The 21,082-nt window shown below is 50.0% G+C and carries 17 protein-coding genes; 8 read left to right on the top strand and 9 right to left on the bottom strand.

Going from position 1 to position 21,082, the window contains the following annotated elements; all coding sequences use genetic code 11:
- Positions 1–4: 4 nt before the first annotated feature.
- The 3 genes from KDM87_RS02335 to KDM87_RS02325 are packed head-to-tail and all read right to left on the bottom strand — an operon-like array spanning position 5 to position 3,620.
- Entirely contained in the window at positions 5–406 is a 402-nt protein-coding gene (locus KDM87_RS02335) for a GtrA family protein (RefSeq protein WP_212677595.1), read from the bottom strand.
- On the bottom strand, positions 406–1,353 hold the full coding sequence (locus KDM87_RS02330; RefSeq protein ID WP_212677594.1) for a glycosyltransferase: 948 nt from the start codon (positions 1,351–1,353) through the stop codon (positions 406–408). Before KDM87_RS02330 ends, KDM87_RS02335 begins: the two co-directional genes overlap by 1 nt.
- A complete protein-coding gene (locus KDM87_RS02325; protein ID WP_212677593.1) occupies positions 1,350–3,620 on the bottom strand; it encodes a DUF7657 domain-containing protein in 2,271 nt (756 codons plus the stop codon). The genes KDM87_RS02330 and KDM87_RS02325 overlap by 4 nt, the downstream gene beginning before the upstream one ends.
- Positions 3,621–4,048: 428 nt before the next feature.
- Between KDM87_RS02325 and infA the strand changes: the two genes are divergently transcribed.
- Positions 4,049–4,312: a translation initiation factor IF-1 gene (infA, locus tag KDM87_RS02320; RefSeq protein ID WP_186896270.1), complete on the top strand. Its 264-nt coding sequence runs from the start codon at positions 4,049–4,051 to the stop codon at positions 4,310–4,312.
- A gap of 126 nt (positions 4,313–4,438) precedes the next feature.
- Here infA and mdcG read toward each other — a convergent pair whose 3' ends face one another.
- The 3 genes from mdcG to KDM87_RS02305 form a co-directional block, all read right to left on the bottom strand.
- The gene (gene mdcG, locus KDM87_RS02315) at positions 4,439–5,122 is read right to left on the bottom strand and encodes a malonate decarboxylase holo-[acyl-carrier-protein] synthase (protein ID WP_212677592.1); all 684 of its coding nucleotides are present in this window, start codon (positions 5,120–5,122) and stop codon (positions 4,439–4,441) included.
- A 12-nt stretch (positions 5,123–5,134) separates the two neighbouring features.
- A complete protein-coding gene (locus KDM87_RS02310; protein ID WP_212677591.1) occupies positions 5,135–6,661 on the bottom strand; it encodes a biotin-independent malonate decarboxylase subunit beta in 1,527 nt (508 codons plus the stop codon).
- Positions 6,662–6,735: 74 nt separating this feature from the next.
- Positions 6,736–8,016: an HD-GYP domain-containing protein gene (locus tag KDM87_RS02305; protein WP_212677590.1), complete on the bottom strand. Its 1,281-nt coding sequence runs from the start codon at positions 8,014–8,016 to the stop codon at positions 6,736–6,738.
- A 178-nt stretch (positions 8,017–8,194) separates the two neighbouring features.
- Here KDM87_RS02305 and KDM87_RS02300 point away from each other — a divergent pair, with 178 nt between their 5' ends.
- Positions 8,195–8,530 carry an ArsR/SmtB family transcription factor gene (locus tag KDM87_RS02300; RefSeq protein ID WP_186886138.1) on the top strand — a complete coding sequence of 112 codons (336 nt, stop codon included), beginning with the start codon at positions 8,195–8,197 and terminating at the stop codon, positions 8,528–8,530.
- A gap of 49 nt (positions 8,531–8,579) precedes the next feature.
- A complete protein-coding gene (locus KDM87_RS02295) occupies positions 8,580–9,689 on the top strand; it encodes a 6-phosphofructokinase (RefSeq protein ID WP_212677589.1) in 1,110 nt (369 codons plus the stop codon).
- 58 nt (positions 9,690–9,747) lie between these two features.
- On the opposite strand, the gene KDM87_RS02290 is transcribed toward KDM87_RS02295, so the two are convergent.
- Complete coding sequence (locus KDM87_RS02290) at positions 9,748–11,058, bottom strand: hemolysin family protein (RefSeq protein ID WP_212677928.1); 1,311 nt, start codon at positions 11,056–11,058, stop codon at positions 9,748–9,750.
- 293 nt (positions 11,059–11,351) lie between these two features.
- Between KDM87_RS02290 and KDM87_RS02285 the strand changes: the two genes are divergently transcribed.
- Entirely contained in the window at positions 11,352–13,379 is a 2,028-nt protein-coding gene (locus KDM87_RS02285) for a site-specific recombinase (RefSeq protein WP_212677588.1), read from the top strand.
- A 135-nt stretch (positions 13,380–13,514) separates the two neighbouring features.
- Entirely contained in the window at positions 13,515–14,147 is a 633-nt protein-coding gene (locus KDM87_RS02280) for a YitT family protein (RefSeq protein ID WP_212677587.1), read from the top strand.
- Here KDM87_RS02280 and KDM87_RS02275 read toward each other — a convergent pair whose 3' ends face one another.
- Positions 14,148–15,152, bottom strand: coding sequence for a GlxA family transcriptional regulator (locus tag KDM87_RS02275; protein WP_212677586.1), 1,005 nt, complete (start codon positions 15,150–15,152; stop codon positions 14,148–14,150). It abuts the gene before it with no gap.
- 190 nt (positions 15,153–15,342) lie between these two features.
- Here KDM87_RS02275 and KDM87_RS02270 point away from each other — a divergent pair, with 190 nt between their 5' ends.
- The 3 genes from KDM87_RS02270 to KDM87_RS02260 all read left to right on the top strand — a co-directional run bounded on the left by KDM87_RS02270 (position 15,343) and on the right by KDM87_RS02260 (position 18,794).
- Positions 15,343–16,449: an S-(hydroxymethyl)glutathione dehydrogenase/class III alcohol dehydrogenase gene (locus tag KDM87_RS02270; RefSeq protein WP_212677585.1), complete on the top strand. Its 1,107-nt coding sequence runs from the start codon at positions 15,343–15,345 to the stop codon at positions 16,447–16,449.
- Positions 16,450–16,451: 2 nt separating this feature from the next.
- Positions 16,452–17,336: an S-formylglutathione hydrolase gene (gene fghA, locus KDM87_RS02265; RefSeq protein WP_230407580.1), complete on the top strand. Its 885-nt coding sequence runs from the start codon at positions 16,452–16,454 to the stop codon at positions 17,334–17,336.
- A 336-nt stretch (positions 17,337–17,672) separates the two neighbouring features.
- Complete coding sequence (locus KDM87_RS02260; protein WP_212677584.1) at positions 17,673–18,794, top strand: beta-ketoacyl-ACP synthase III; 1,122 nt, start codon at positions 17,673–17,675, stop codon at positions 18,792–18,794.
- Positions 18,795–18,827: 33 nt separating this feature from the next.
- Here KDM87_RS02260 and KDM87_RS02255 read toward each other — a convergent pair whose 3' ends face one another.
- Positions 18,828–21,029: a TonB-dependent receptor plug domain-containing protein gene (locus KDM87_RS02255; RefSeq protein ID WP_212677583.1), complete on the bottom strand. Its 2,202-nt coding sequence runs from the start codon at positions 21,027–21,029 to the stop codon at positions 18,828–18,830.
- Positions 21,030–21,082: the final 53 nt, after the last annotated feature.

Below are 21,082 nucleotides of genomic sequence, written 5' to 3'. Positions count from 1 at the left end.
GAATTTACGTGTGCTTTTTTTGTTTCGAGTACAACACGTATTTCAGGGAGAGAAAGTTAATCGTCATACTGGCGACACTGCCCGCAGCTACCGCCCACACTGGGTATTTCTGCATATAGAAAAACCAGTGAATCAATGCTGCATACGTCAGATAATTGATCGCTCCGCCACCTAGCATCAGCCAAAAATAACGGATAAATTCAAGAACGGGGGAGACGCCTGAGGCCTTTTCATGAAACGTGAACTGCCGGTTCAATAACCAGGTACAAAACACTGCCAGAAAAAATGACAGTGCACGCCCCAGGTAATAACCAAGGTTGTCTTTTACCAGATATAAAACACCGGCATCAACGACGAAGCCGACAGTACCGGCAATCGCAAAACGCAGTAATTCTTTTTTTACCATTACGCGTCGTACCGCTCAGTAAAACGGGCGACCGACAGATAGGCAAGGCGTTTCATTTCATGCCGTCCCCGGGTGACATTGTCGAGTAACAAGCCGCACAGAAGTGATAAGAGGCCAGACAACATCACACCTACGCTCAGCACAGCGGTCGGCAACCGGCGCACTAATCCGGTCTCATAAAACTCCATAACGACAGGGGCAATCAAGCCTATAGACAGCATTGTTAAGAGCAGGCTGATGATGCCAAAAAATGCAAATGGCCGCTCCATCATATAAAAACGGATAATGGATTTCAGAATACGAAAGCCATCTCGGTAGGTAGACAGTTTGCTCTCTGATCCTTCCGGGCGGGCACCGTAGGGAGTCGTGACCTCGCCATATGGCATACGCAATTCCAGCGCGTGTATCGTCAGTTCAGTTTCAATTTCAAAGCCCTTAGTCAATGCAGGGAAGGACTTCACATAGCGTCTGGAAAATGCGCGGTATCCGGATAACATATCAGTGAATTTACCGCCAAACACACTCCTGACAGCGCCCGTTAACAACTGATTGCCCCAACGATGCCCTGGGCGATAGTTTTCTGCCTGCCCCTGATCGACGCGGCAACCGACAACCATATCCAGATGCTCATTCAACAGCTTTGCTATTAATTTTTTGGCGCAACTGGCATCGTAAGTTGCATCGCCATCGACCATCAGATAAACATCTGCTTCGACGTCGGCAAACATGCGGCGCACGACATTGCCTTTGCCTTGCAAAGGTGTATCCACCACGATTGCACCTGCCGCAGCAGCCACCTCTTTCGTTTTATCACGGGAGTTATTATCAAACACGTAAATACTGGCTTCAGGAACCGCAGCCTGAAAATCACGGATCACCTTTGGTGCCGTTAATTCTTCGTTGTAGCACGGTATCAGAATAGCTATCCGGGGTAACAATTTGGTCATTTTTTCAATTCGCAATAAGGTAAATCTACTGGGTTATTCAACAAGACCCGACGGCCAGTCGAGATGTCAAGTGATACGATGCACAGCGAGGAGACGTTACCATTCACTGGTATGCGTAGCGTAAACCCATTTAATGCGGAGACCTGATGATTGGTATTCATCGGCAGATCCGGACGCATCATTATTTCATTTTTGGGCTCGCCAATGGTTGCAGGCGTAATCATGATCTCCAGAGCATGCTCTTGCAACGGTCCTTGCCACGGTGCCCATCCTTTGAGCACAAGTTGCTTATCATCCTTAATTTCAACGTTAAATTCACCATCTTTTTTAACGGGCAAAGAACTGAAATTAACGTATTGAGCTGGTAAACGACCAGCACTACTGAAGTGACTGAACGGCACCCTTATCACGTCCAGTTGAGGGGAGTCAGGTTTATCAATCTCACCAGTGAGATGAATATGCGAATAGCGATTAAAAATCTGGTTTAGCTCCGTAGCGGATAGATCTGGAAATTGCTTGCGCCAGAATTCCAAATGAGGAACCGGAGTAACGTGACTTACAGAAAGAAAGCCCATCCCATTTGCCGTGGCACCAGGTAAATTCTGAACAGCAAGCACGCCATTATTTGCTGACGCTAAGGCATCATAATTCCGGATTATTTCATTTTTTTCGTGATTAAAAATCGGCCATGCTGGCTGCAACGGATTGAAACGTCCAAATAGCAATGCCGCAAGTATCAGAGAAATAGCAACGAATCCGGGGTGAGGCTTAAACCATTGACGGCGAACACCAACATAGATCATCACCACCAGGAACAAAAATACGAGTTCTTCAAAAATACTCCGGTCTTCAAGGCGTTTGATGTAGTACCAGGTGAACAAGACCATCGCACTCAGAATCACACCCCGGAGAAACGACAATTTCAAGCCGAAACTGTTCGCGGCAACAAACATCAGGCAAGTCAGCAATACCCCCCCAGCGAACTGCATCCGTGCAGCCTGCACATGATTCCACAGCAACGGCTTACCAACCCAATCAGGCAGAGGTAATAACATCCATGCTGCCATCATTAAAAAACCGGCCCCCAGTATCAATAAACGCAAACGAGTTTTTTGATCACTCCATGGAGTTCGCCAGTTACTGAAATCCAGAAAACAAGCGATCAGCAAGTAGTAATACATCCCAACCGTACCCAACTCAGAAATATTGGCAGCGATAGTCGGCTCATATCCCCATTGAAAATTCAATGCAGGGAAAAACCATGAAAGAAAAAAACGATCAAACGTATGATTACCCCCTACGCTGCGCCCACCGGGATACACTGTTTGTGCTGTTGCCTGCAGATAATCCCAAAGATACGCTGCGGTCGTTAAGGAGGCGAGGCCTGCAACTAAAATCAGAATCACGCAGGTTTTAAATTTGAATAATTCTGGCCTGTACGCCAGTAAAAGTACCGCGCCGGTAAACGCCAGCGAAATTTGTATAGGTGGATAGAAATCAACCAGTAGCCAGCAAACCGCCAGCCAGTAAAGCAGCAATGCTTTTATCCAGACTGGGATGCGCGCAAACAAAGGCAGAATCACCCATGGAAAGAAGGCAAATATCGGCCCTTTCTCGCTCCACCAAAATTGTGAAAAACCGGTGAAATACAAACTGAAAGACAAACCATAAGCGATTACCGGATCTGCTCCCACCTGGCGAAATAAAAATGCATAACCAAAAATAAATAAACTAAAGATAGCGTACCAATGAAATGAGTATGCATAAGCAGGATTCACAAATTTGTACAACCACATCGTGGGCTTAAAAATAATGCCCCAATCCATTATTGGTAAACCGTAATTAATGCGTAAATCTTCTTTGTATAACGAAGTCTGGTTATAACGTTGGAAATGATTATTTACTGTCGCCTGTGTCAGCGGCGTTGCCACCACCCATTCATCACTACGAATAACGCGCGGTGTTCCTAGGTCGGGACCACTTCCCGAATAACCAAAAAAATGTTCCAGCGCGATACCGTAAGAAGATGGTGACCAAGTGTTAGCAACGTACAATACAGCTGTCAGTAAAAAAACTATAGTGGCAATTCTGTTCCACCGGCGCCACAGACTGTTATTCTGTTTTACACCCACTTCCGCAGAAAAAGATGAGAAATCACTCATAAAAATTACATTATTTATAATGACAGAATCATACACCGACATCATGGAACTTGACACCGGCCTGAATGCTCCAGCTCGCAAAGAAAGGAGAACGATTCCTCGCATTGCCTATTTAGATGTGAAAATTATGATCGACCTCAGCTCTGTCTGAAAAGAACAATAAGGTAATGATTATGAAAAGGCAAACCTGAGAAGCGACTGTAATCACCTAATCAGGGTATAATTTCCCGTTAAAGTGAGTTAGTCCAATTACCAAACAAATTTTCCGGCATCTGTTGTCCTCTTCCATCCGCTTTGTAATTTTGCGTCAATTGGTGGCTCTTGCCTGTGCTGATTTTCCGGGTATGTCTTTACGTTCTGACGTAAATGCCATACAAGTATGGCCAGCATAACGATCTTTTTCTCTTTCATGCAGCGGATACGCTGTACGAACAATAAGTAACGCCAGTTCCTGCAATGAATGTTATTGCAGGGCTATATCAACTGCCGCAACAGCGACAGTATCTAATCATTAACTTGAATGTGAACCCACAATGGCAAAAGAAGAACTGTTAGAAATGAGCGGTCTGGTTGAAGAAGTTTTACCGGATTCCCGCTTCAGAGTGAATCTGGAAAATGGACATCAACTGATCGCCTACACCTCAGGAAAAATGCGTCAGCATCACATCCGCATTCTTGCGGGAGATAAAGTAACGCTGGAAATGTCGCCTTACGATTTAACTAAAGGCCGCATCACTTTCCGCCATATTGAAAAACACAGCGGCTCAGGTTCTGCTCAGCCACGCCGTCGCTATTAAACTGCAGGTGCTTTGAAATAAGCTGACCGGACTGATCCAGGTAATCAACTCGTCAAGTGATGAGTGCATTCAAAACCGAATCAGTCTTAGCTTTGATCATGTCTGTGTTTTGCCATTCCGGTAAGGCTAAGTTTCATGCAGACTTTCTGTCAGCACATGTTTGGGAAGTAGCCGGGCCTGATACATGTCTTTCACCAGAACCAACTGATCCTGCGCAGCGTCCGGCACCGAATCGGATAATAACCATTCTTTCCAACTGACTGCCTGCCCGCGTGGAAAAATGACTTCGCCATCCAGCGGCATCTGCTCACGATAACGCTGCAATAAAGTCAGTCCGGCAACAAGATGTTTATGGTCTTGCGGGCGAAACAGAATGTCAATCCTGGCATTCGTATCGAGATAATTTAATCCCGTCAGAAACTGCAATGCGAGTGCGCCATACACGCGTAAGCGCACACCGGCCGCCGTTGCCTCCAGATTCAGCTCTCGTAATGCGATTTGCCAGGCAACAGGTGCTACCGGAACGACCGTACTCAGCGATAAACTCGACTGATGTTCTATGATGTTCTCAACTCGGGTTCTGGCAAATACGTATGGCCTCATCTCATCTGTCAGCGACAGATCAAATCCTATACAGACTTCATCATCGGCGGCTTGCGCATCCCGGCGCAACACCACAGCTGGCCACTCTTCTCGTTGCCAGCGTTGCAAACCCGCGCTATTTTGCGTTTGCTTGGAAAAAATTTCGCTCCATGCCTGATCAGATAACCACACCAGATCATGACGCTGAAATTGTTCAATCTGATCCAATTCAATACTGCCTTAACATTTAATATCTGCGAATAATACGGCATCAACGACTTTTTGTGCCATAACACGCCCACCTCTCGCAGTGCCATGCGACATCCGTAAATCTTCAGCGGGCAGATCTGCGTATGCGGCTATCAGACAAGATGCCAGATTATTTTTCCAGATTTCTTGTATGCCACCCATGCGCAGATAGTTTTCAGGGCCCGGCGCAAAAACTGGATGCGACTGTGCAAGTCCAGTGAGCGTTTCCAGTGGGATTTTAATAATCCGCGCCATCGCAGATAAATCCATGACTCTGATGATTGACGTCGATAGTGCGTAGCAAGCATCTGCCATCATGCCGCTACTGACGAAGCCACCAGATAAGGCCTGTCCATAAACCAAAGCGATGATCTTATGTCCGTTTCGCCGGGCTGACGCTATACATTTCCCCAGATGCGCCATATAGCGCTGTATACCCAACACTTCGTCCCTACGACGCAAACGCTGTCCTGTCGTATCGACCAATAACAAAATCGGCCGCCCCGGATAATCGCGCACCGTCGCCAATACCAGTTGCGCCTGCTGGAGGGCGATTTCGACGCCAATTTCGGTGTGGTTTGTCGTACCGATGACGCTGATCGTAGTGCCATTCATTTGCGCAGTGCCTGATAACACCGAGTTTTCTTCGATGATGTCGCATCCTTCAGGAAACAGCTGTGCCACCAAAGGAAGCCATTCCGCTTCAAGCTGCTCTGCTCTACCAGTATCAGCACAAGCGGTTTCGCCAGTCGCTGGCGGGAATGTCGCTAAGCGCTGCGTTAACATTGCATGTTCGGCTTCAAGTGCGCTGAAGTCCACCACAGTCTGGCTGGTGATCGTCATTGCCTGTGCCGCCGCTGCTTTAAATGCAGCAATCGTATCCACCACCAGCATCTGACAATCACCACTGCGATAGCGGTGTTCGCCACCGCTGACTTGCCAGATCAACGCACGATCACTGGAGTCAAACTCATCGACGCCGTGCACAGTTTCAATGACTCCGGGCCCGGACATGCCCAACCGCGCCTCGGTCGACATGATAAGAGTATCCGCGCAATTGGCAATGATGCCCATGCCACCAAAACAGCCATGCCGGCCACCGTTGAGTACGATGACAGGAATGCCAGCTGCACGCACCGCCAACATTGCCCGCATCACCTCAGAAACTGCGATCAAACCCGCGTTGGCTTCTTGTAAGCGCACACCACCAGACTCAACCAGCAGTATCACTGCGGCAGGTCTCTCTTGCAGCGCTTTGCGCAATAGAGCAACTAATTTGGCACCATGAACCTCACCTATCGCGCCACCCATGAAATTACCGTCCTGCGCAGCAGCGAATACCATTTTTTCACACAGATTCCCGTACCCGATGATGACGCCGTCATCAAATGCAACCGGAGTATTCAGGTGTGGCAAATGCGGACGGCCCCATGCAGGTGATGCGGGTAACAACTCCTGAAAACGTTCAATGATGCCGTCTATGCGTTGCCGGGCAGTCGCCTGCAGATAACTGGTCATGTCTTTATCCGGATAAATTTGTCGCTCTTGCTGCTGTGTGAGCAACCAGGAATCAGTCTCGTCTGACAGACGTATCAGGATGACTGTCTGGCGTTTTTCTGGGTATCGAAGAAATAAGTCATGCGTTTGCGTGGACTCAGATATTCATAGATTTCAGGTGCAAGTTGCGCGGGTTTGAGACTGGCCTCAATCTCGAGAACCGGCTCATGAACCAGATCAAGAATAATCGCCTCGGATTTAGGGACACTCGGATCATAGATCAATACGCTGGGGCGCAAAGGCTTGCCGGAATTGACAGCGACGACCATACCGTAAGTGCCATCAGACAGTCGGACTATCGTTCCGGGAGGATAAATCCCCATGCTACGGATAAACAGATTCAAAGCGGCAGGATCAAACTGCTTGCGCAGATGACCAAACATATGCGCCATCGCCTCGTAAGGGCTCATGGAATCTGCGGGATTAGGGCAATTACACAAATTATCATAAGCATTCGTAATCGTCACAATACGCGCCAGTGGAGAAATTTTATCGCCCGGCAAAGCCCCCGGATAACCGCTTCCATCCATGTGTTCGTGATGCTGATTGATAATATCCAGCACTTGTTTTGGCAAATGTAATTTTTCAGCGATTTGCTGACCATAAAAAACATGCTGTCGTAATAAATTCTGCTCGGCACGCGTCAGTTCAAAAGCTTTATTCACAATCCGGTCAGGAATCTCCATTTTTCCTATGTCGTGAAACAGGCATCCGATTCCCATCAACTTGATATCGTCGGCAGAAAAAGAGAGCTCTTTCGCCAGCATCATCGTCAGTACGGTCACATTCAGCGAATGGTAATAAGCCTCTTCGCCAGCGATTTTGTCATTCATCAGATGGATAGCAATATCCTTATCGACCAGCAACGATTCCAGCATTTGCTGTACCAGTTCTTCTGCTTGCCGGACGGATTCTTGCGGACGCGCAAACAGATTCTTGGTAATATTTTTTAAGGTTCCCGCTGCTTTCAGCAATTCCTTTTCACACTCGGCAATCGCATTGCGCTCTTTCAGAAGACGATCAATCCGCGCACGCTTTTCTTTGATTTTTTCAAGCTCTTCAGGCGTCGGCAGAACAACTTCTGCAACGGCGGTATTTGCTGGCGGCGGCGGTAAAGGCCGACAATCCGACTTGGATGGGTTCACCCTGATCGTTTTCAAACCTAACTGGCGAAGAGCCAGAATTTCCTGTTCGTTTTTTATCTTAAAACTGTTCAGCGCAAAGGAATGATCAAGCCAGGAAATATCCAGATGAACGTACAAGCCGACACACAGTTGTTCGACCGGAACGTTCACAGTAAATGGGGTAGCGCACATGTTGCAGATGAAAAGTATGAGTCAGGCTATTTTAACAGCCTGACAGCGTTGAATGACCGCGGCACGGTGCTTTCGTGCTGATCTATAGTCGGACCGGCATTCGCTACTCTTGCAGGGCGCCTGCATCACGCATTGAAATGGTATGATTGACGCTTTAGAAGCGGAGCTAGCTACTGTGATGGAAGGCTTGTCAGATCAAGCGTTGACGCAAGTCGCGCAGTATTTCTCAGCGTTGGCAGAGCCAACGCGTTTGCGCATTCTGAATTGTCTGCGCGATGGCGAACTGAATGTTGGTGAACTGGCGGAACGCTGCCAATGCTCTCAGGCGAATGCCTCACGCCATTTATCGACGCTGGCAAAACACGGGCTGGTTGAACGTCAGAGTCGTGGCACAACGGTGTTCTACCAGATCGCTGATCAATCCGTTTATGACTTATGTGATCTGGTCTGCGGCAATGTGGCCCGACAACTTGATGCGCAAGCCGCTTTGCTGGGATCAATCAGAGGCAAATAGTGATCTGAGCACAATCTGATCCGCTTTATTGATCTCACTGAGGAAATTCATGTTACATCCAATACGACGTATTGCCATCAGCACGGGCGGTGGTGATGCCCCGGGTTTAAACGCGGTCATACGTTCTGTCGTTTTTGCCGCTGAAAAACGCGGCTGGGAATGTTTCGGTATCCGCGAAGGTTTCAATGGCATATTACGACCCGATCGCTATCCGGTGGATGGCATTACCAGACTGACGATGGCTCAGGTCGATCACATCGGTCATCTTGGCGGAACAATACTGGGAACCACCAATCATGGGAATCCTCTTAAGTTCGCAACGACCATGCCCGATGGCAGCGTGACGGAAACCGATCGCAGCGGAGAAATACACGCGGCGCTGAAGGCAATGGAGATTGATGCCTTAGTCTGCATCGGTGGTGACGGTACATTAACGATTGCCAATGTGTTGCATCAGCAAGGAATGCGCGTCGTCGGTATTCCGAAAACCATTGATAACGATCTCGATAAAACCTTTACTACGTTTGGCTTTGACACCGCCGTCGCCTTTGCGACCGAATGTACAGACAGGCTGCATAGCACTGCCGGTAGCCATCAACGGATTATGGTAGTAGAAGTTATGGGACGCTATGCCGGCTGGATCGCATTACACACAGGTATTTCGGCAAATGCACACGCGATCCTGATCCCGGAAATTCCTTACGATATTGAAAAACTGACGGCTCACCTGAGCGCCAGAGACCGCGCCGGTCATCACTATTCCATCGTGATCGTGGCCGAAGGCGCGAACCCGTTGGGTGGCGAACGCGTGCTACATGAAAAAGGCGGAGCCGGTTATGTGGAAAGACTGGGTGGTATAGGCGAAAATCTGGCGCAAGAATTACAGAGAAAAACCGGGAAAGAAGCCCGCGCCGTCGTGCTCGGTCATCTGTTACGCGGTGGCAGTCCGAGTGCATTCGACCGCGTTTCTGCGATGCGCTTTGGTGCTGCCGCAGTCCGGGCATTAGATGAAGGACATTCCGGCATCATGGTGGCACTGGCCTATCCGGACGTGAATTATGTCGCACTGGAAGAAGTGGCAGGACGGATGAAAAGTGTGCCACTCAATGGTGATATTGTGCAGACCGCGCGTGACCTGAATATCTGTCTCGGCGACTGAATTTATTACTGTATCCGACTTCGCATCAGCATGTCGGAGACTGCTGATGCGACTTGTATCACGATACGGCAAGCTCTTTTTTGGGGTAAATCCTGACCAGAACAATCCGTGGGCCATTCATCTTTTTGACCACGGCGTCAAAACGGTCGAATTCCACTTTCTGCCCTTCGACCGGCAAATCACCTAATTTTTGCATAATCAAACCACCGATCGATTCGACTTCATCGCTGTCAAGATCAAAGCGCAACGCCATGCCCAGCGTGTACAAGGGCAAGCTGCCTTTGCCTATCAGCGTGCCATCATCCAGCAATGTCCAGTCATTTTCATTCTGCCGGAATTCGTCGCGAATCTGACCGACCAGCGCACCCAGCAAGTTATCCAATGTTAAGAAACCAACCGGCTTACTGCCTTTGTGTCCGACGATCGCGAAATGGGGTGCTCCTTTGCGAAAGCGACGAAACAGCTCCAGCGCTGGCATATTCGGCGGCACAAATTCTACCTGACGCAAATGTTTACTCAGATCATCCAGCGGTTTGCCAGATTGCTGCGCCAGAAATAAATCTTTCAGATGCAACATGCCCAGCACCGTTTTTTCATCTTCATCAAAATACGGATAGCGGCTAAAACGGTTGCGTGCTGCCGTCTCCATGTTTTCTTCGAGGCTGGCGCTTTTGTACATCGCCACCACTTCATTGATCGGGCGCATCAGATCAGAAATTTCCAGACCGCCGAAATCGAGCACCTGCGCCATGATGCTCCATTCATCGCGGATTTCTTTGCTGCCGCCGTGACTACCGCGCAAAATCAGCTTCAGCTCTTCCGGTGAATAATGACTATCACTACCATGCGCGACATCCAGTCCCACCCATTTCAGTACCAGATTCGCGCTGCTGTTGAGCACCCAGATCACCGGATACATCAGCCAGTAGAACGCATATAAAGCGGGAGCCGTCCACAAAGATACTTTTTCTGGCATACGGATTGCCATTGATTTCGGTGCCAGTTCACCCACCACAATATGCAGGAAAGAAATAACGAAGAAAGCAAAAAAGAAGGAAACCCCGTGAATAATTTCAGCCGACGTTACCCCCAGAATGTGGAACAAAGGTTGCAATAAATTTGCAAACGCAGGTTCGCCTATCCAGCCCAGCCCGAGTGAGGCGAGCGTAATACCAAGCTGGCAAGCAGAGAGATAAGTATCGAGATGCTGATGTACCGTGACTAATAATTTGCCACGCAAGCCCGAAGATTTGGCAATACTGCGAATACGGGTCTGGCGCAACTTCACCAGTCCAAATTCGGCTGCCACAAAAAAACCGTTTAACAACACCAGTAACAGCGCAGCTATCACTAACAATAAATTATCCAACACGAAACCTTAGTTACGAACACGGCATTACTTTAGACTAATTTGCATACATTTGCATACAAATGCCTGTGGGTCACACAAAAATTGGAACTTTTCCTGGTTTTTCCCGGTCAATCCTTTCACACCTCACAGGTAAAGCCGGTTCATTCAAGTATTGAACCGGCCGCCGGCACCGGCATCTTCCTCCTCCATAGTCTGGCGTTCATCGTGAATAGCAAGAGATGAACCCGGCAACATGACAAATCGTGCAAAGTACGCTACAAGTTGTCAGCAAAAATATTAAGGAGAATCACATGTCTTTTGATCTGATTCTGGCAGAAATAAAGTCCAGCCTTGCATTAACACCGGCATATAACGACATCAGTCCTCTGCGCCGTCTGGTGGCACAAATACGGCCGCGGCACGCGACCGACAAGCAAAGAGCCACCGATAACATACGCGCGCTGTGCTTTGTGTTACGCCAGCATCCGGCATGGCGCAAGGCGCTGCGCGAATATATGCTGCAAGTTATCAGCACCCGCACTCTGGTCCATTTACTGACGGACACCGGCATCACTTTAAACAACGGCTTCTGGGGTGCCGCCTGGCAAAGATTGATCAATAAATTTCTGCCGCCCTTAGTCAACAACGATTATGTGAAAGACATTTTCGGACAAATCTTTGATCACCCTTCCGATCACGTCTGGGTGAATCAGCTGGATGAAAGTACCTGGCAAGATCTGCTCGACAGTATCGGCTTTCGTACCTCAAAAGCACGGCAGGCGCATGCGGCGTTGACCAACGAAATTCTGAGCGCCGTACAGGTATTGTCATACCGGATCACCAATATCGGACTCGAAGCAGAGCTTGTACGTAATTATCCTGAAATCGAACGATTCGAGTCCCCGTTTCTCCGGCAAAATGATGAAATCAATAATTACGTGATCAGCTATCGCACGTGGTTACACGACTGCACAACAGCGCGTGAAGACAATAAACATATCGAAGTCTTGCTGTCGCAGTGTGATGACATCGTCAACCGGATACGCAAGACCGCCGCTGTCAGCGGGGTTTCTGTCAGTCTGACCCGCTTGCTGTTGCGCCTGACGCAAAGCATGCATCGGTTGCGCAGCCTGCTGGATTTACTCGATAGCACAGACGCGCACGAAGTGTCTGCAATCGGCATACGCTTATTCAAAGAACTCGTCAGTGCCGACAACAAACGTCACAGCCTGACCGACCTGATGCAGACAAATACCGAATTACTATCGCTGCAAGTGACAGAACGCGCTGGGAAAAGCGGTGAACATTATGTGACCAATAATCGCAGTGAATGGATGGCGATGCTGCGCTCGGCGCTCGGTGCGGGCTTTATCGTCGGCTTCATGGCGACAATAAAAATTCTGTTCAGTAAATTAGCGCTTGCCCCGTTTGGATATGCGGTTCTCTTCAGCCTGAATTATTCAACAGGATTCATGTTGGTGCACGTGCTACATTTTACGATTGCGACCAAACAACCGGCGATGACTGCCGCGCTGATTGCCCGTGCAATTGACGAAGGTAAGCAGAAACTGGATGAGCTGGTCGAACTGATCGTACGCGTATTCCGCTCACAGTTCATCGCCATCATAGGCAATGTCGGCTTGGCGATACCAACCGCCTACGTGATTGCGTGGGTCTGGCTGTGGGTGACCGGCAGCCATTTGGTCACACCGGAAAAAGCTGAACATCTGCTGCACGATCTTGATCCTGTCAGCAGCCTCGCACTGCCACATGCCGCGATTGCCGGTGTCTGCTTATTTTTATCGGGATTAATTTCAGGCTACTACGATAACAAAGCCAGCTACGGACATATTCCAGCACGCTTACGACAACTCGCCTGGCCAAGAAAAATACTGGGCGAAGAACGTCTGCACCGCGTTACCGATTATATCGGCGACAATCTGGGTGCACTGGCGGGGAATTTTTTCTTCGGCATCATGCTCGGCACCATCGGTCAGTTAGGCGTTTTCTTCGGGCTACCGGTTGATATCCGCCACATCACTTTTTCCAGTGCCAATTTTGCTTTTGCATTAGTCGGTCTGGATCACCAGATCAGCTGGCAACTGGCGCTGTATTCATTACTCGGCATCTTGTTGATCGGTGTCGTTAATCTTGGCGTCAGTTTCAGTCTGGCGATGCTGGTTGCGCTGCGCTCACGCCGGGTCAGTTTTGGTCGCGGCAGTACGCTGGTGCATTTGTTGTGGCGCAGGTTCCGTTCCGGTGGCAGGGATTTTTTCTTTCCCGGCAAAGAACCACATGCGGAAAATCAAGCATCAGAACAACGCGATCAGCAACATTAAGGCGCCTCTTCTGGGTCTGTTATTGATGCAACTCAAGTATCTGGTTCGCAGCAGTTTCCAAGCATCGTGAAGCTGCTGCGCGCGCCGAATCAACAGGTACAATAAGCGTCCTTTCCGGTTCCGACGCTTCCCATCATGTCAACGCAGCCCACACCATCCAAACGCTTTATTCCGCACAGTTTGCTGGAAGACGTGCTGGCGATTCTGACCGGCACGCTATTTGTCTCGCTAGGGATCGCGCTCTTCAATCAAGCCGGATTACTAACCGGAGGTACGGCGGGTCTGGCGTTCCTGATTCATTACCGCACAGGCTTGTCGTTCGGCACTGTCTTTTTTCTGGTGAATCTGCCGTTTTACTGGCTCGCCTGGAAACGTATGGGCTGGCGTTTTACACTCAAGACTTTTTGCTCCGTCGCCTTGGTGTCTTTATTTTCCGGGTTGCATCCGAAACTGCTACATCTGGTCGACGTGAATATGCTGACACCGTTTTATGTTGCTCTGATCGGTGGCTTACTGATGGGTGTTGGATTTATCGTCCTGTTCCGCCATCAGGCCAGCCTTGGCGGAATTAATATTCTGGCGCTGTACCTGCAACAGACACGCGGTATCCGCGCCGGAAAAATACAAATGGGGCTGGACTTCGTGATTGTGCTGGCGTCACTCGCCGTCGTCACGCCACTTGCATTGGCTGCTTCGATACTCGGCGCTTTTGCGCTGAATCTGGCAATCAGCCTGAATCACCGCCCCGGTCGTTACATGGCGATGTGATCACTTCGTCGCACGCAATTGGGCACGATAATCGGTCGGCGAGCAGCGCAAACGTTTTTGAAAAACACGGCGCAGATGATCATCGCTGGAAAAACCGCAACGCGCTGCAATGGCTTTGACGGGTGCATTTTTTTCCGCATTGTCTGCCAATAACTGACAGGCAAATTCGACGCGTGCCGCTTCAATAAATTCCAGAGTGCTGACACCGACTTCCTGATGAAACAGGCGACTGAAATTGCGCAGACTCATCCCGGCCATCTTCGCCAATTGCGCCACCGGCAAACGCTGATGCAGATTTGCCATGACCCACTGCTGCACATCGCGGATATTCGATTGCGCTGTTTTCTGACTCAATAAATGCGTACTGAACTGCGATTGTCCACCCGGCCGCTTCAGATACACGACCATATCACTCGCGACTTCCAGCGCCAGCGCATGACCGCAATCGGCTTCAACAAATGCCAGCGCCAGATCAATCCCGGCGGTCACGCCTGCTGACGTCCAGAGATTGCCGCTGCGGATAAAAATCGCATCGGCATCGACCTGAACCGCTGGGAAATCCTGCTGTAATTGCGCGGCAACACTCCAATGCGTGGTTGCATGTTTGCGATCCAGCAATCCTGCCTGTGCCAGAAAAAATGCGCCAGAACACAAGGCCGCCAGCCGGTTGATTTTGGGTGCGACCGCCGACACCCAATCGATGATTATCGGATTGTCGGTCAACGCGGCATTGATGTGACGGGACCCGACGATAATCGCATCGTCAGGCAATGCCAGCGTACTGAGCGCCTTTGTCGCCTCCAGACACATCAGCGTATCGGAACGCACCAGACCGATCTGTGTAGCGGCAATTTTTACGTCATATGCCGCAGGCTTGCCCTGGCGCTGTAAATGAATATTCGCATATTCAAAAACGGACATAGGACCGATGGCTTCCAGTGATTTAAAACCGGGGTAAATCACAATATCCACAGCTCTCGGCAAGTGGTGCTTTTCTGATTTCATCAAACACATCCGGTTAACTTAACAACGACATCATAATCGCGAACGGGAATGCCGTCAGATTCAGCCATTCTTCAGACGTTTTGCGCCACACTACGCAATAAGCGATGCAAGCACGCGTGCTATCCACGACAATCTGCGGCATCACATCTGAAGTGCGCCACTCCCGGCGTTCCCTCTTTAAAGGATTAACATGAAAACCAAAGCCGCCATTGCCTGGAAAGCCGGAGCACCATTGACCATCGAAGAAGTCGATCTGCAAGGGCCACGCGCGGGTGAAGTGTTGATTGAAGTGAAGGCCACCGGTATCTGTCACACGGATTACTACACGCTGTCCGGCGCTGATCCTGAAGGTCTGTTTCCAGCTATTCTGGGCCATGAAGGTGCCGGTATCATCGTTGATACCGGCCCGGGCGTTACCAGCGTGCGCAAAGGCGATCACGTGATTCCTTTGTACACACCAGAATGCCGCCAATGCAAATTCTGTCTGTCACGCAAAACTAATCTTTGTCAGGCGATACGCTCGACTCAGGGTCGCGGCCTGATGCCAGATGCCACATCACGTTTTTCGCTGGATGGCAAACCGCTGTTCCACTATATGGGTACTTCGACATTCTCTAACTACATCGTTGTGCCGGAAATCGCCGTTGCGAAAGTCCGCGAAGACGCGCCTTTCGACAAGATCTGCTACATCGGCTGCGGCGTGACTACCGGTGTCGGTGCTGTCGTATTCAGCGCCAAAGTGGAAGCCGGTGCGAATGTGGCCGTTTTCGGTCTGGGCGGCATTGGTCTGAACGTGATTCAGGCAGCCAAAATGGTTGGTGCAGACAAAATCATTGGTGTCGATATCAACCCAAAACGTCAGGAAATGGCTCGCAAATTCGGCATGACGCACTTTGTAAATCCGAATGAAGTTGAAAACGTGGTGGATCACATCACTCAACTGACAGATGGCGGTGTCGACTACTCATTTGAATGTATAGGCAATACCAAAGTGATGCGCCAGGCGCTTGAATGCTGCCACAAAGGCTGGGGACAATCGTTCATCATCGGCGTGGCAGAAGCCGGTGCAGAAATCAGCACCCGTCCTTTCCAACTGGTGACTGGCCGTGAATGGAAAGGCTCTGCCTTCGGCGGTGCGCGTGGTCGTACCGACGTGCCGAAAATCGTTGACTGGTACATGGAAGGCAAGCTGAATATCGACGATCTGATTACTCATCGCCTGCCACTGGAAAGGATCAACGAAGGTTTTGATCTGATGAAGAGCGGCGAATCTATCCGTTCTGTTGTGCTGTACTGATGATGACGGACGTCACGATGAAGGCGCTGCCTGAAGGTGTGGAACTGCTGAGCCAGCATGCGTGTTTTGGCGGGCTGCAGCAGTTTTACAGCCATGCATCCACAGAAATCGGACTGCCGATGCGCTTTTCCGTTTTCCTGCCGCCGCAGGCACTAACAGGCGCTGCATGTCCGGCGATATTCTTTCTGGCGGGTCTGACCTGCACCGAAGAAACCTTCATGATCAAAGCCGGTGCACAACGCGTCGCGGCGCGTGAAGGACTGATACTGATCACGCCGGATACCAGTCCGCGTGGTGCGAATATTCCAGGTGACAGTGATGCCTGGGATTTCGGCGTCGGCGCGGGCTTTTATCTGGATGCCACCGAAGCACCGTGGAATGCGCACTACCGCATGGAAAGCTACATCGTCCACGAGCTACGTGCGCTGCTGAATGAGTTGATACCTGTCGATAAAGAACGGATCGGCATCATGGGGCATTCCATGGGTGGGCACGGCGCACTGACACTGGCCTTGCGCCATCCCGGCATCTACAAAAGCCTGTCGGCTTTTGCACCGATCGCCGCGCCGACCGAATGTGCATGGGGACAAAAAGCGTTTCAGGGCTATCTCGGTAACGACCATGCCGCCTGGGCAAAGCATGACGCCAGCCTGCTGATGGCACAACAAACGAAGCCACCTTTTCCACAAGGCATACTGATCGACCAGGGCGAGGCAGATCAGTTTCTGGCCGGCCAGTTATACCCGCATTTATTTGAAACAGCCTGTGCAAAAGCAGGGCAGCCGCTGACTTTGCGTCGGCATGCCAACTATGACCACGGGTACTACTTCATCAGCAGCTTTATCGAAGACCATTTACTGCACCATAAAAATCAGCTGAGCGCCTGATTTTGTGACTGGATGAAGCACCGTACACTCTATGCTTCATCCTCTCCTCCGTGTTGACTGCACATCCCTCCCGCTACAATTAAATGCTTGTTCCTCATTCCTTTTTTGCACTACTGGCTAGCATAAAAACTCTATTTCTATCGCTAATCAGATAAATTTGACGAAGTTTTGTGTAAAATTGGACGACAACGTCGCGCTCACAACGCATTCACATGACCAACATTAGGGCGCCGCTATCCCTCACATTCAGATTATCGTCACCGATGTAGCGCACACCATGCGTCCGGCACAATATTCCGTAGCGGAAACACGGCACCCAGCATAAGAAAGAAAACGATGAACAAAGTAGTCATCAGCGGCACCGGCCTTTACACTCCTTCTGAATCCATTTCCAACGAAGAACTGATCGTTTGTTTTAATGCTTACGTACAGAAATTCAATCAGGAAAACGCCGCCGCCATTGCCGCCGGTGAAGTCACAGCACTCGAAGAATCTTCGGTCGCGTTCATAGAAAAAGCATCTGGCATCAAATCGCGCTACGTCATCAACAAAGATGGCATTCTGGATGTTAACCGCATGGTGCCAAGCATTCCTGAGCGCAGTGATGACGAACCTTCAGTCATGTGCGAAATCGCGATGGCGGCCTGCCAGCAAGCGCTGGAGCGCGCTGGTCGCACTGCAGCAGACGTGGATGCTGTCATCTGCGCCGCATCAAATATGCAACGGGCATATCCGGCGATGGCAGTCGAAATTCAGAATGCGCTGGGCATTGATGGTTATGGCTTTGACATGAACGTCGCCTGCTCTTCTGCCACGTTTGGCATCCAGGCCGCAGTCAGTGCGATTCAAAGCGGACAAGCCCGTGCGGTGCTGGTCGTCAGCCCGGAAATCACCAGTGGCCATTTGAACTGGCGTGACCGCGACAGCCACTTTATTTTTGGCGATGGCTGTACTGCCATTCTGTTAGAACGCGCTGATCTGGCAACATCAAAACACCAGTTTGAAATCCTGGGTCTGAAACTGAAAACTCAGTTCTCCAATAACATCCGTAACAATTTCGGTTTCCTGAACCGTGCCGACGAATCTGGTATCGGCAAGGCAGACAAACTGTTCCGTCAGCAAGGTCGCAAAGTTTTCAAAGATGTGTGCCCGATGGCGGCGGCAACAATCACTTCCACCATAGAATCAACCGGTGTCCCCCTGCAGGACGTCAAACGCTTCTGGCTGCATCAGGCAAATTTGAATATGAATTTGCTGATTTCCCGCATGATACTGGGGCGCGACGCAACTCCGGAAGAATCACCAACGATACTCGACACTTACGCCAATACATCCTCTGCCGGTTCGATTATCGCGTTCCATAAATATCAGGATGATCTGACCACCGGTAGCGTCGGCGTGATCTGCTCTTTTGGCGCTGGCTATTCGATTGGCTGTGTGCTGGTGAAGAAGCTCTGATCAATCCCGGGCTCCCGGGTTTGTCGGATTAGTTCACAACTTAAGCTCCCACACCAGACGCCACGTGCGCGCTGATTGCTGACGACTATTGTCGCTCCAGCGCGCGGTCGGCGTGGCGTAAGTATCACTATCGACGCTGTCTTGTTGCAGAATATTGCTGACAGACATTCTTAGCTGACTCTTAGGGTTTTGCTTCCATGCCAGATAGAGATCAAGGTGGCGTTTTGGGTTGCGATGAACCCGCATATATTCTGATTCGCGTGTCGTATTGCTGGCCTGAAAATGATAGTCCCCACCGACACGCAAACGAGGCAGCAGTTGATAATCTGCCCCTGCACTGATCAGCAAAGGCACTTGTTGCGATAAGTGATTATCGGGACCGGGAACATTGTCCAGCCTTGACCAATTGCGGTTAAGCGTTGCGCGCAATTCCATGTCCGGGAAATCGCCGGATAATTCTGTCAACTTTGTTTTCACCTCGACTTCCAGACCCATCACGTTGGCACGGCCATGATTACTCAACACATTCAGCCAGCTGCCGCCGCTCTGACTCAGCTGCTCCATGATGATGTCATCAATCTGACGCCGGTACAGATTTGCACTGATCAGGCTGGTGCTACCCAAATAATGTTCATACGCCAGCTCAAGACCCCACGCACGTTCAGGGCGCAGTTGTGGGTTACCCTGAAAGTCTGCATTAAGCGGCGTATTGTTGTTATCCACGCGAAAACGGCGCGGCACCAGATTGGCAACGCTGGGTAATTTAAAGCTGCGGTTCATGGCAAGCCGCCACTGCGTCTGTTCTGTTTGCTTCCATACCATTTGCAATATAGGACTGGCCATGGTCGCAACATTATTGAAATCAAATCCGTCAGCTGCGGCCAGCTCTTTACTGCCGCTGGTGATGCGTTCCCAACGCAAGCCCAGATATGCCGACCAGGCTTTATTGATACTCCATTCATCCTGTAGAAAAGCGGCGAATTTATTGATGCGTGCCTGGTAGATATGCGCATCGCTGATCACGCTGCTATCGCTGACTCGTACATCGCGTTCAAAGCGATTTTCATTACGCAACACATGGCTGACTTCCCAGCCCAGACTGACAACATGCTTAGCCGAATACGGTGCAAGATATTTACCTGACAGGCGATATTCATTTTCCAGTGCAGCACCGTTGACGTAGCGCATTTCCTGCAAATTCGCCTGATTATCTTTGCCCCAGAACTTGAATTTCGCGTCACGTTCCAGCCTGTTCCATCCAAAGTTAATGCTGAGTTTGGCGCTATCATCGAGACGACGTTCCCAACTGAGATCGTTGCGCGATGTCAGCACATGCGCCGCCCAGATACTATTGTTCATCGGGAAGTCTGTTGTATCACTATCGTCTTGCTCATGCTTTGCCTGCTCCAGTCTGCTGACATTCATGTTGCCTTGCCAGTTCAGGCTGTTTTCTGCATCGATTTTCCATTGAATGCGGGGAGATAAATTCAAGACATCTTTACGGTTTTGCTGCGACTGTTGTAGTTGCCTGCGGATTTGTGTTTGCCATTGTCCATTCGCTGGCTGATAAGTCGCAACGTTTTCTGCGAGGCTGATGTTGATATCATTGGTATTACTTTCAGCATTTCCAGCCAAGACGTAAGAAATGTCCCCCCATCCTTCCGGAGCCTGCGCCCCGAGGCTCCAGGACACGTTACCAGACAACCTGTTTGCTTGCAGGCTGGCATTGGTCTTAAATTCGCTCACCTGATTTCGACTCTTTTTCTTGAGGACAATGTTAATGACGCCGGCAATACTTTGGGCACTGATATCCGCACTAGCAACACGCATAACCTCGATTTTTTCTATCAAATCGGGGGCAATGTTATCGATGGAAAAGCCACCTGGTGTCGCCTGACCATTGAGGAGTATCTGGGTATAACCATTGCCTAAGCCGCGCATGCGTATTTCAGGTGCTTTTCCCACCCCTTCGCTGACGCTGATGCCGGGCAAACGTTTCAGCACTTCGCTAAGATTGGTATCGCCGTATTTTTCTATTTCATCACGACCATAAATGCCACGCATACCGATGTCGTCCTGACGCTCGCGCACCGCCGTTGTTTTGCCTGTGATGTCGACTTGCTGGCTCGTCTCTTGTGCGAACGTAGCTTTACTGGCAAACAGGCTGATCACAGCGACGGCCAACACCTTTAGTCGGGGTAAGCTACTGCTCAAAATGTCACGTGCAAATCGCATGCTGTGTCTTTCTTTTGTTGTGTGTGGACGCGACCTGTCCTTGCACCTCTCCG

It is taken from the genome of Cognatundibacterium rivi (assembly GCF_018139565.1).
Taxonomy (GTDB): Bacteria; Pseudomonadota; Gammaproteobacteria; order Burkholderiales; family Burkholderiaceae_D; genus Undibacterium; species Undibacterium rivi.
Note: the sequence above shows the minus strand (reverse complement) of the source record. Positions and strands in the feature narration are given on the sequence as shown.

Bases quoted from the DNA above. Each gene is read 5' to 3' on its own strand.
- KDM87_RS02300 (WP_186886138.1), top strand. From the start codon at position 8,195: ATGGAAGGCTTGTCAGATCAAGCGTTGACGCAAGTCGCGCAGTATTTC.
- KDM87_RS02295 (WP_212677589.1), top strand. From the start codon at position 8,580: ATGTTACATCCAATACGACGTATTGCCATCAGCACGGGCGGTGGTGAT.
- fghA (WP_230407580.1), top strand. From the start codon at position 16,452: ATGACGGACGTCACGATGAAGGCGCTGCCTGAAGGTGTGGAACTGCTG.
- KDM87_RS02280 (WP_212677587.1), top strand. From the start codon at position 13,515: ATGTCAACGCAGCCCACACCATCCAAACGCTTTATTCCGCACAGTTTG.
- KDM87_RS02310 (WP_212677591.1), bottom strand. From the start codon at position 6,661: ATGACCAGTTATCTGCAGGCGACTGCCCGGCAACGCATAGACGGCATC.
- KDM87_RS02255 (WP_212677583.1), bottom strand. From the start codon at position 21,029: ATGCGATTTGCACGTGACATTTTGAGCAGTAGCTTACCCCGACTAAAG.
- KDM87_RS02335 (WP_212677595.1), bottom strand. From the start codon at position 406: ATGGTAAAAAAAGAATTACTGCGTTTTGCGATTGCCGGTACTGTCGGC.
- KDM87_RS02260 (WP_212677584.1), top strand. From the start codon at position 17,673: ATGAACAAAGTAGTCATCAGCGGCACCGGCCTTTACACTCCTTCTGAA.
- KDM87_RS02305 (WP_212677590.1), bottom strand. From the start codon at position 8,016: ATGTGCGCTACCCCATTTACTGTGAACGTTCCGGTCGAACAACTGTGT.
- KDM87_RS02285 (WP_212677588.1), top strand. From the start codon at position 11,352: ATGTCTTTTGATCTGATTCTGGCAGAAATAAAGTCCAGCCTTGCATTA.
- KDM87_RS02330 (WP_212677594.1), bottom strand. From the start codon at position 1,353: ATGACCAAATTGTTACCCCGGATAGCTATTCTGATACCGTGCTACAAC.
- KDM87_RS02270 (WP_212677585.1), top strand. From the start codon at position 15,343: ATGAAAACCAAAGCCGCCATTGCCTGGAAAGCCGGAGCACCATTGACC.
- KDM87_RS02275 (WP_212677586.1), bottom strand. From the start codon at position 15,152: ATGAAATCAGAAAAGCACCACTTGCCGAGAGCTGTGGATATTGTGATT.
- infA (WP_186896270.1), top strand. From the start codon at position 4,049: ATGGCAAAAGAAGAACTGTTAGAAATGAGCGGTCTGGTTGAAGAAGTT.
- KDM87_RS02325 (WP_212677593.1), bottom strand. From the start codon at position 3,620: ATGCGAGGAATCGTTCTCCTTTCTTTGCGAGCTGGAGCATTCAGGCCG.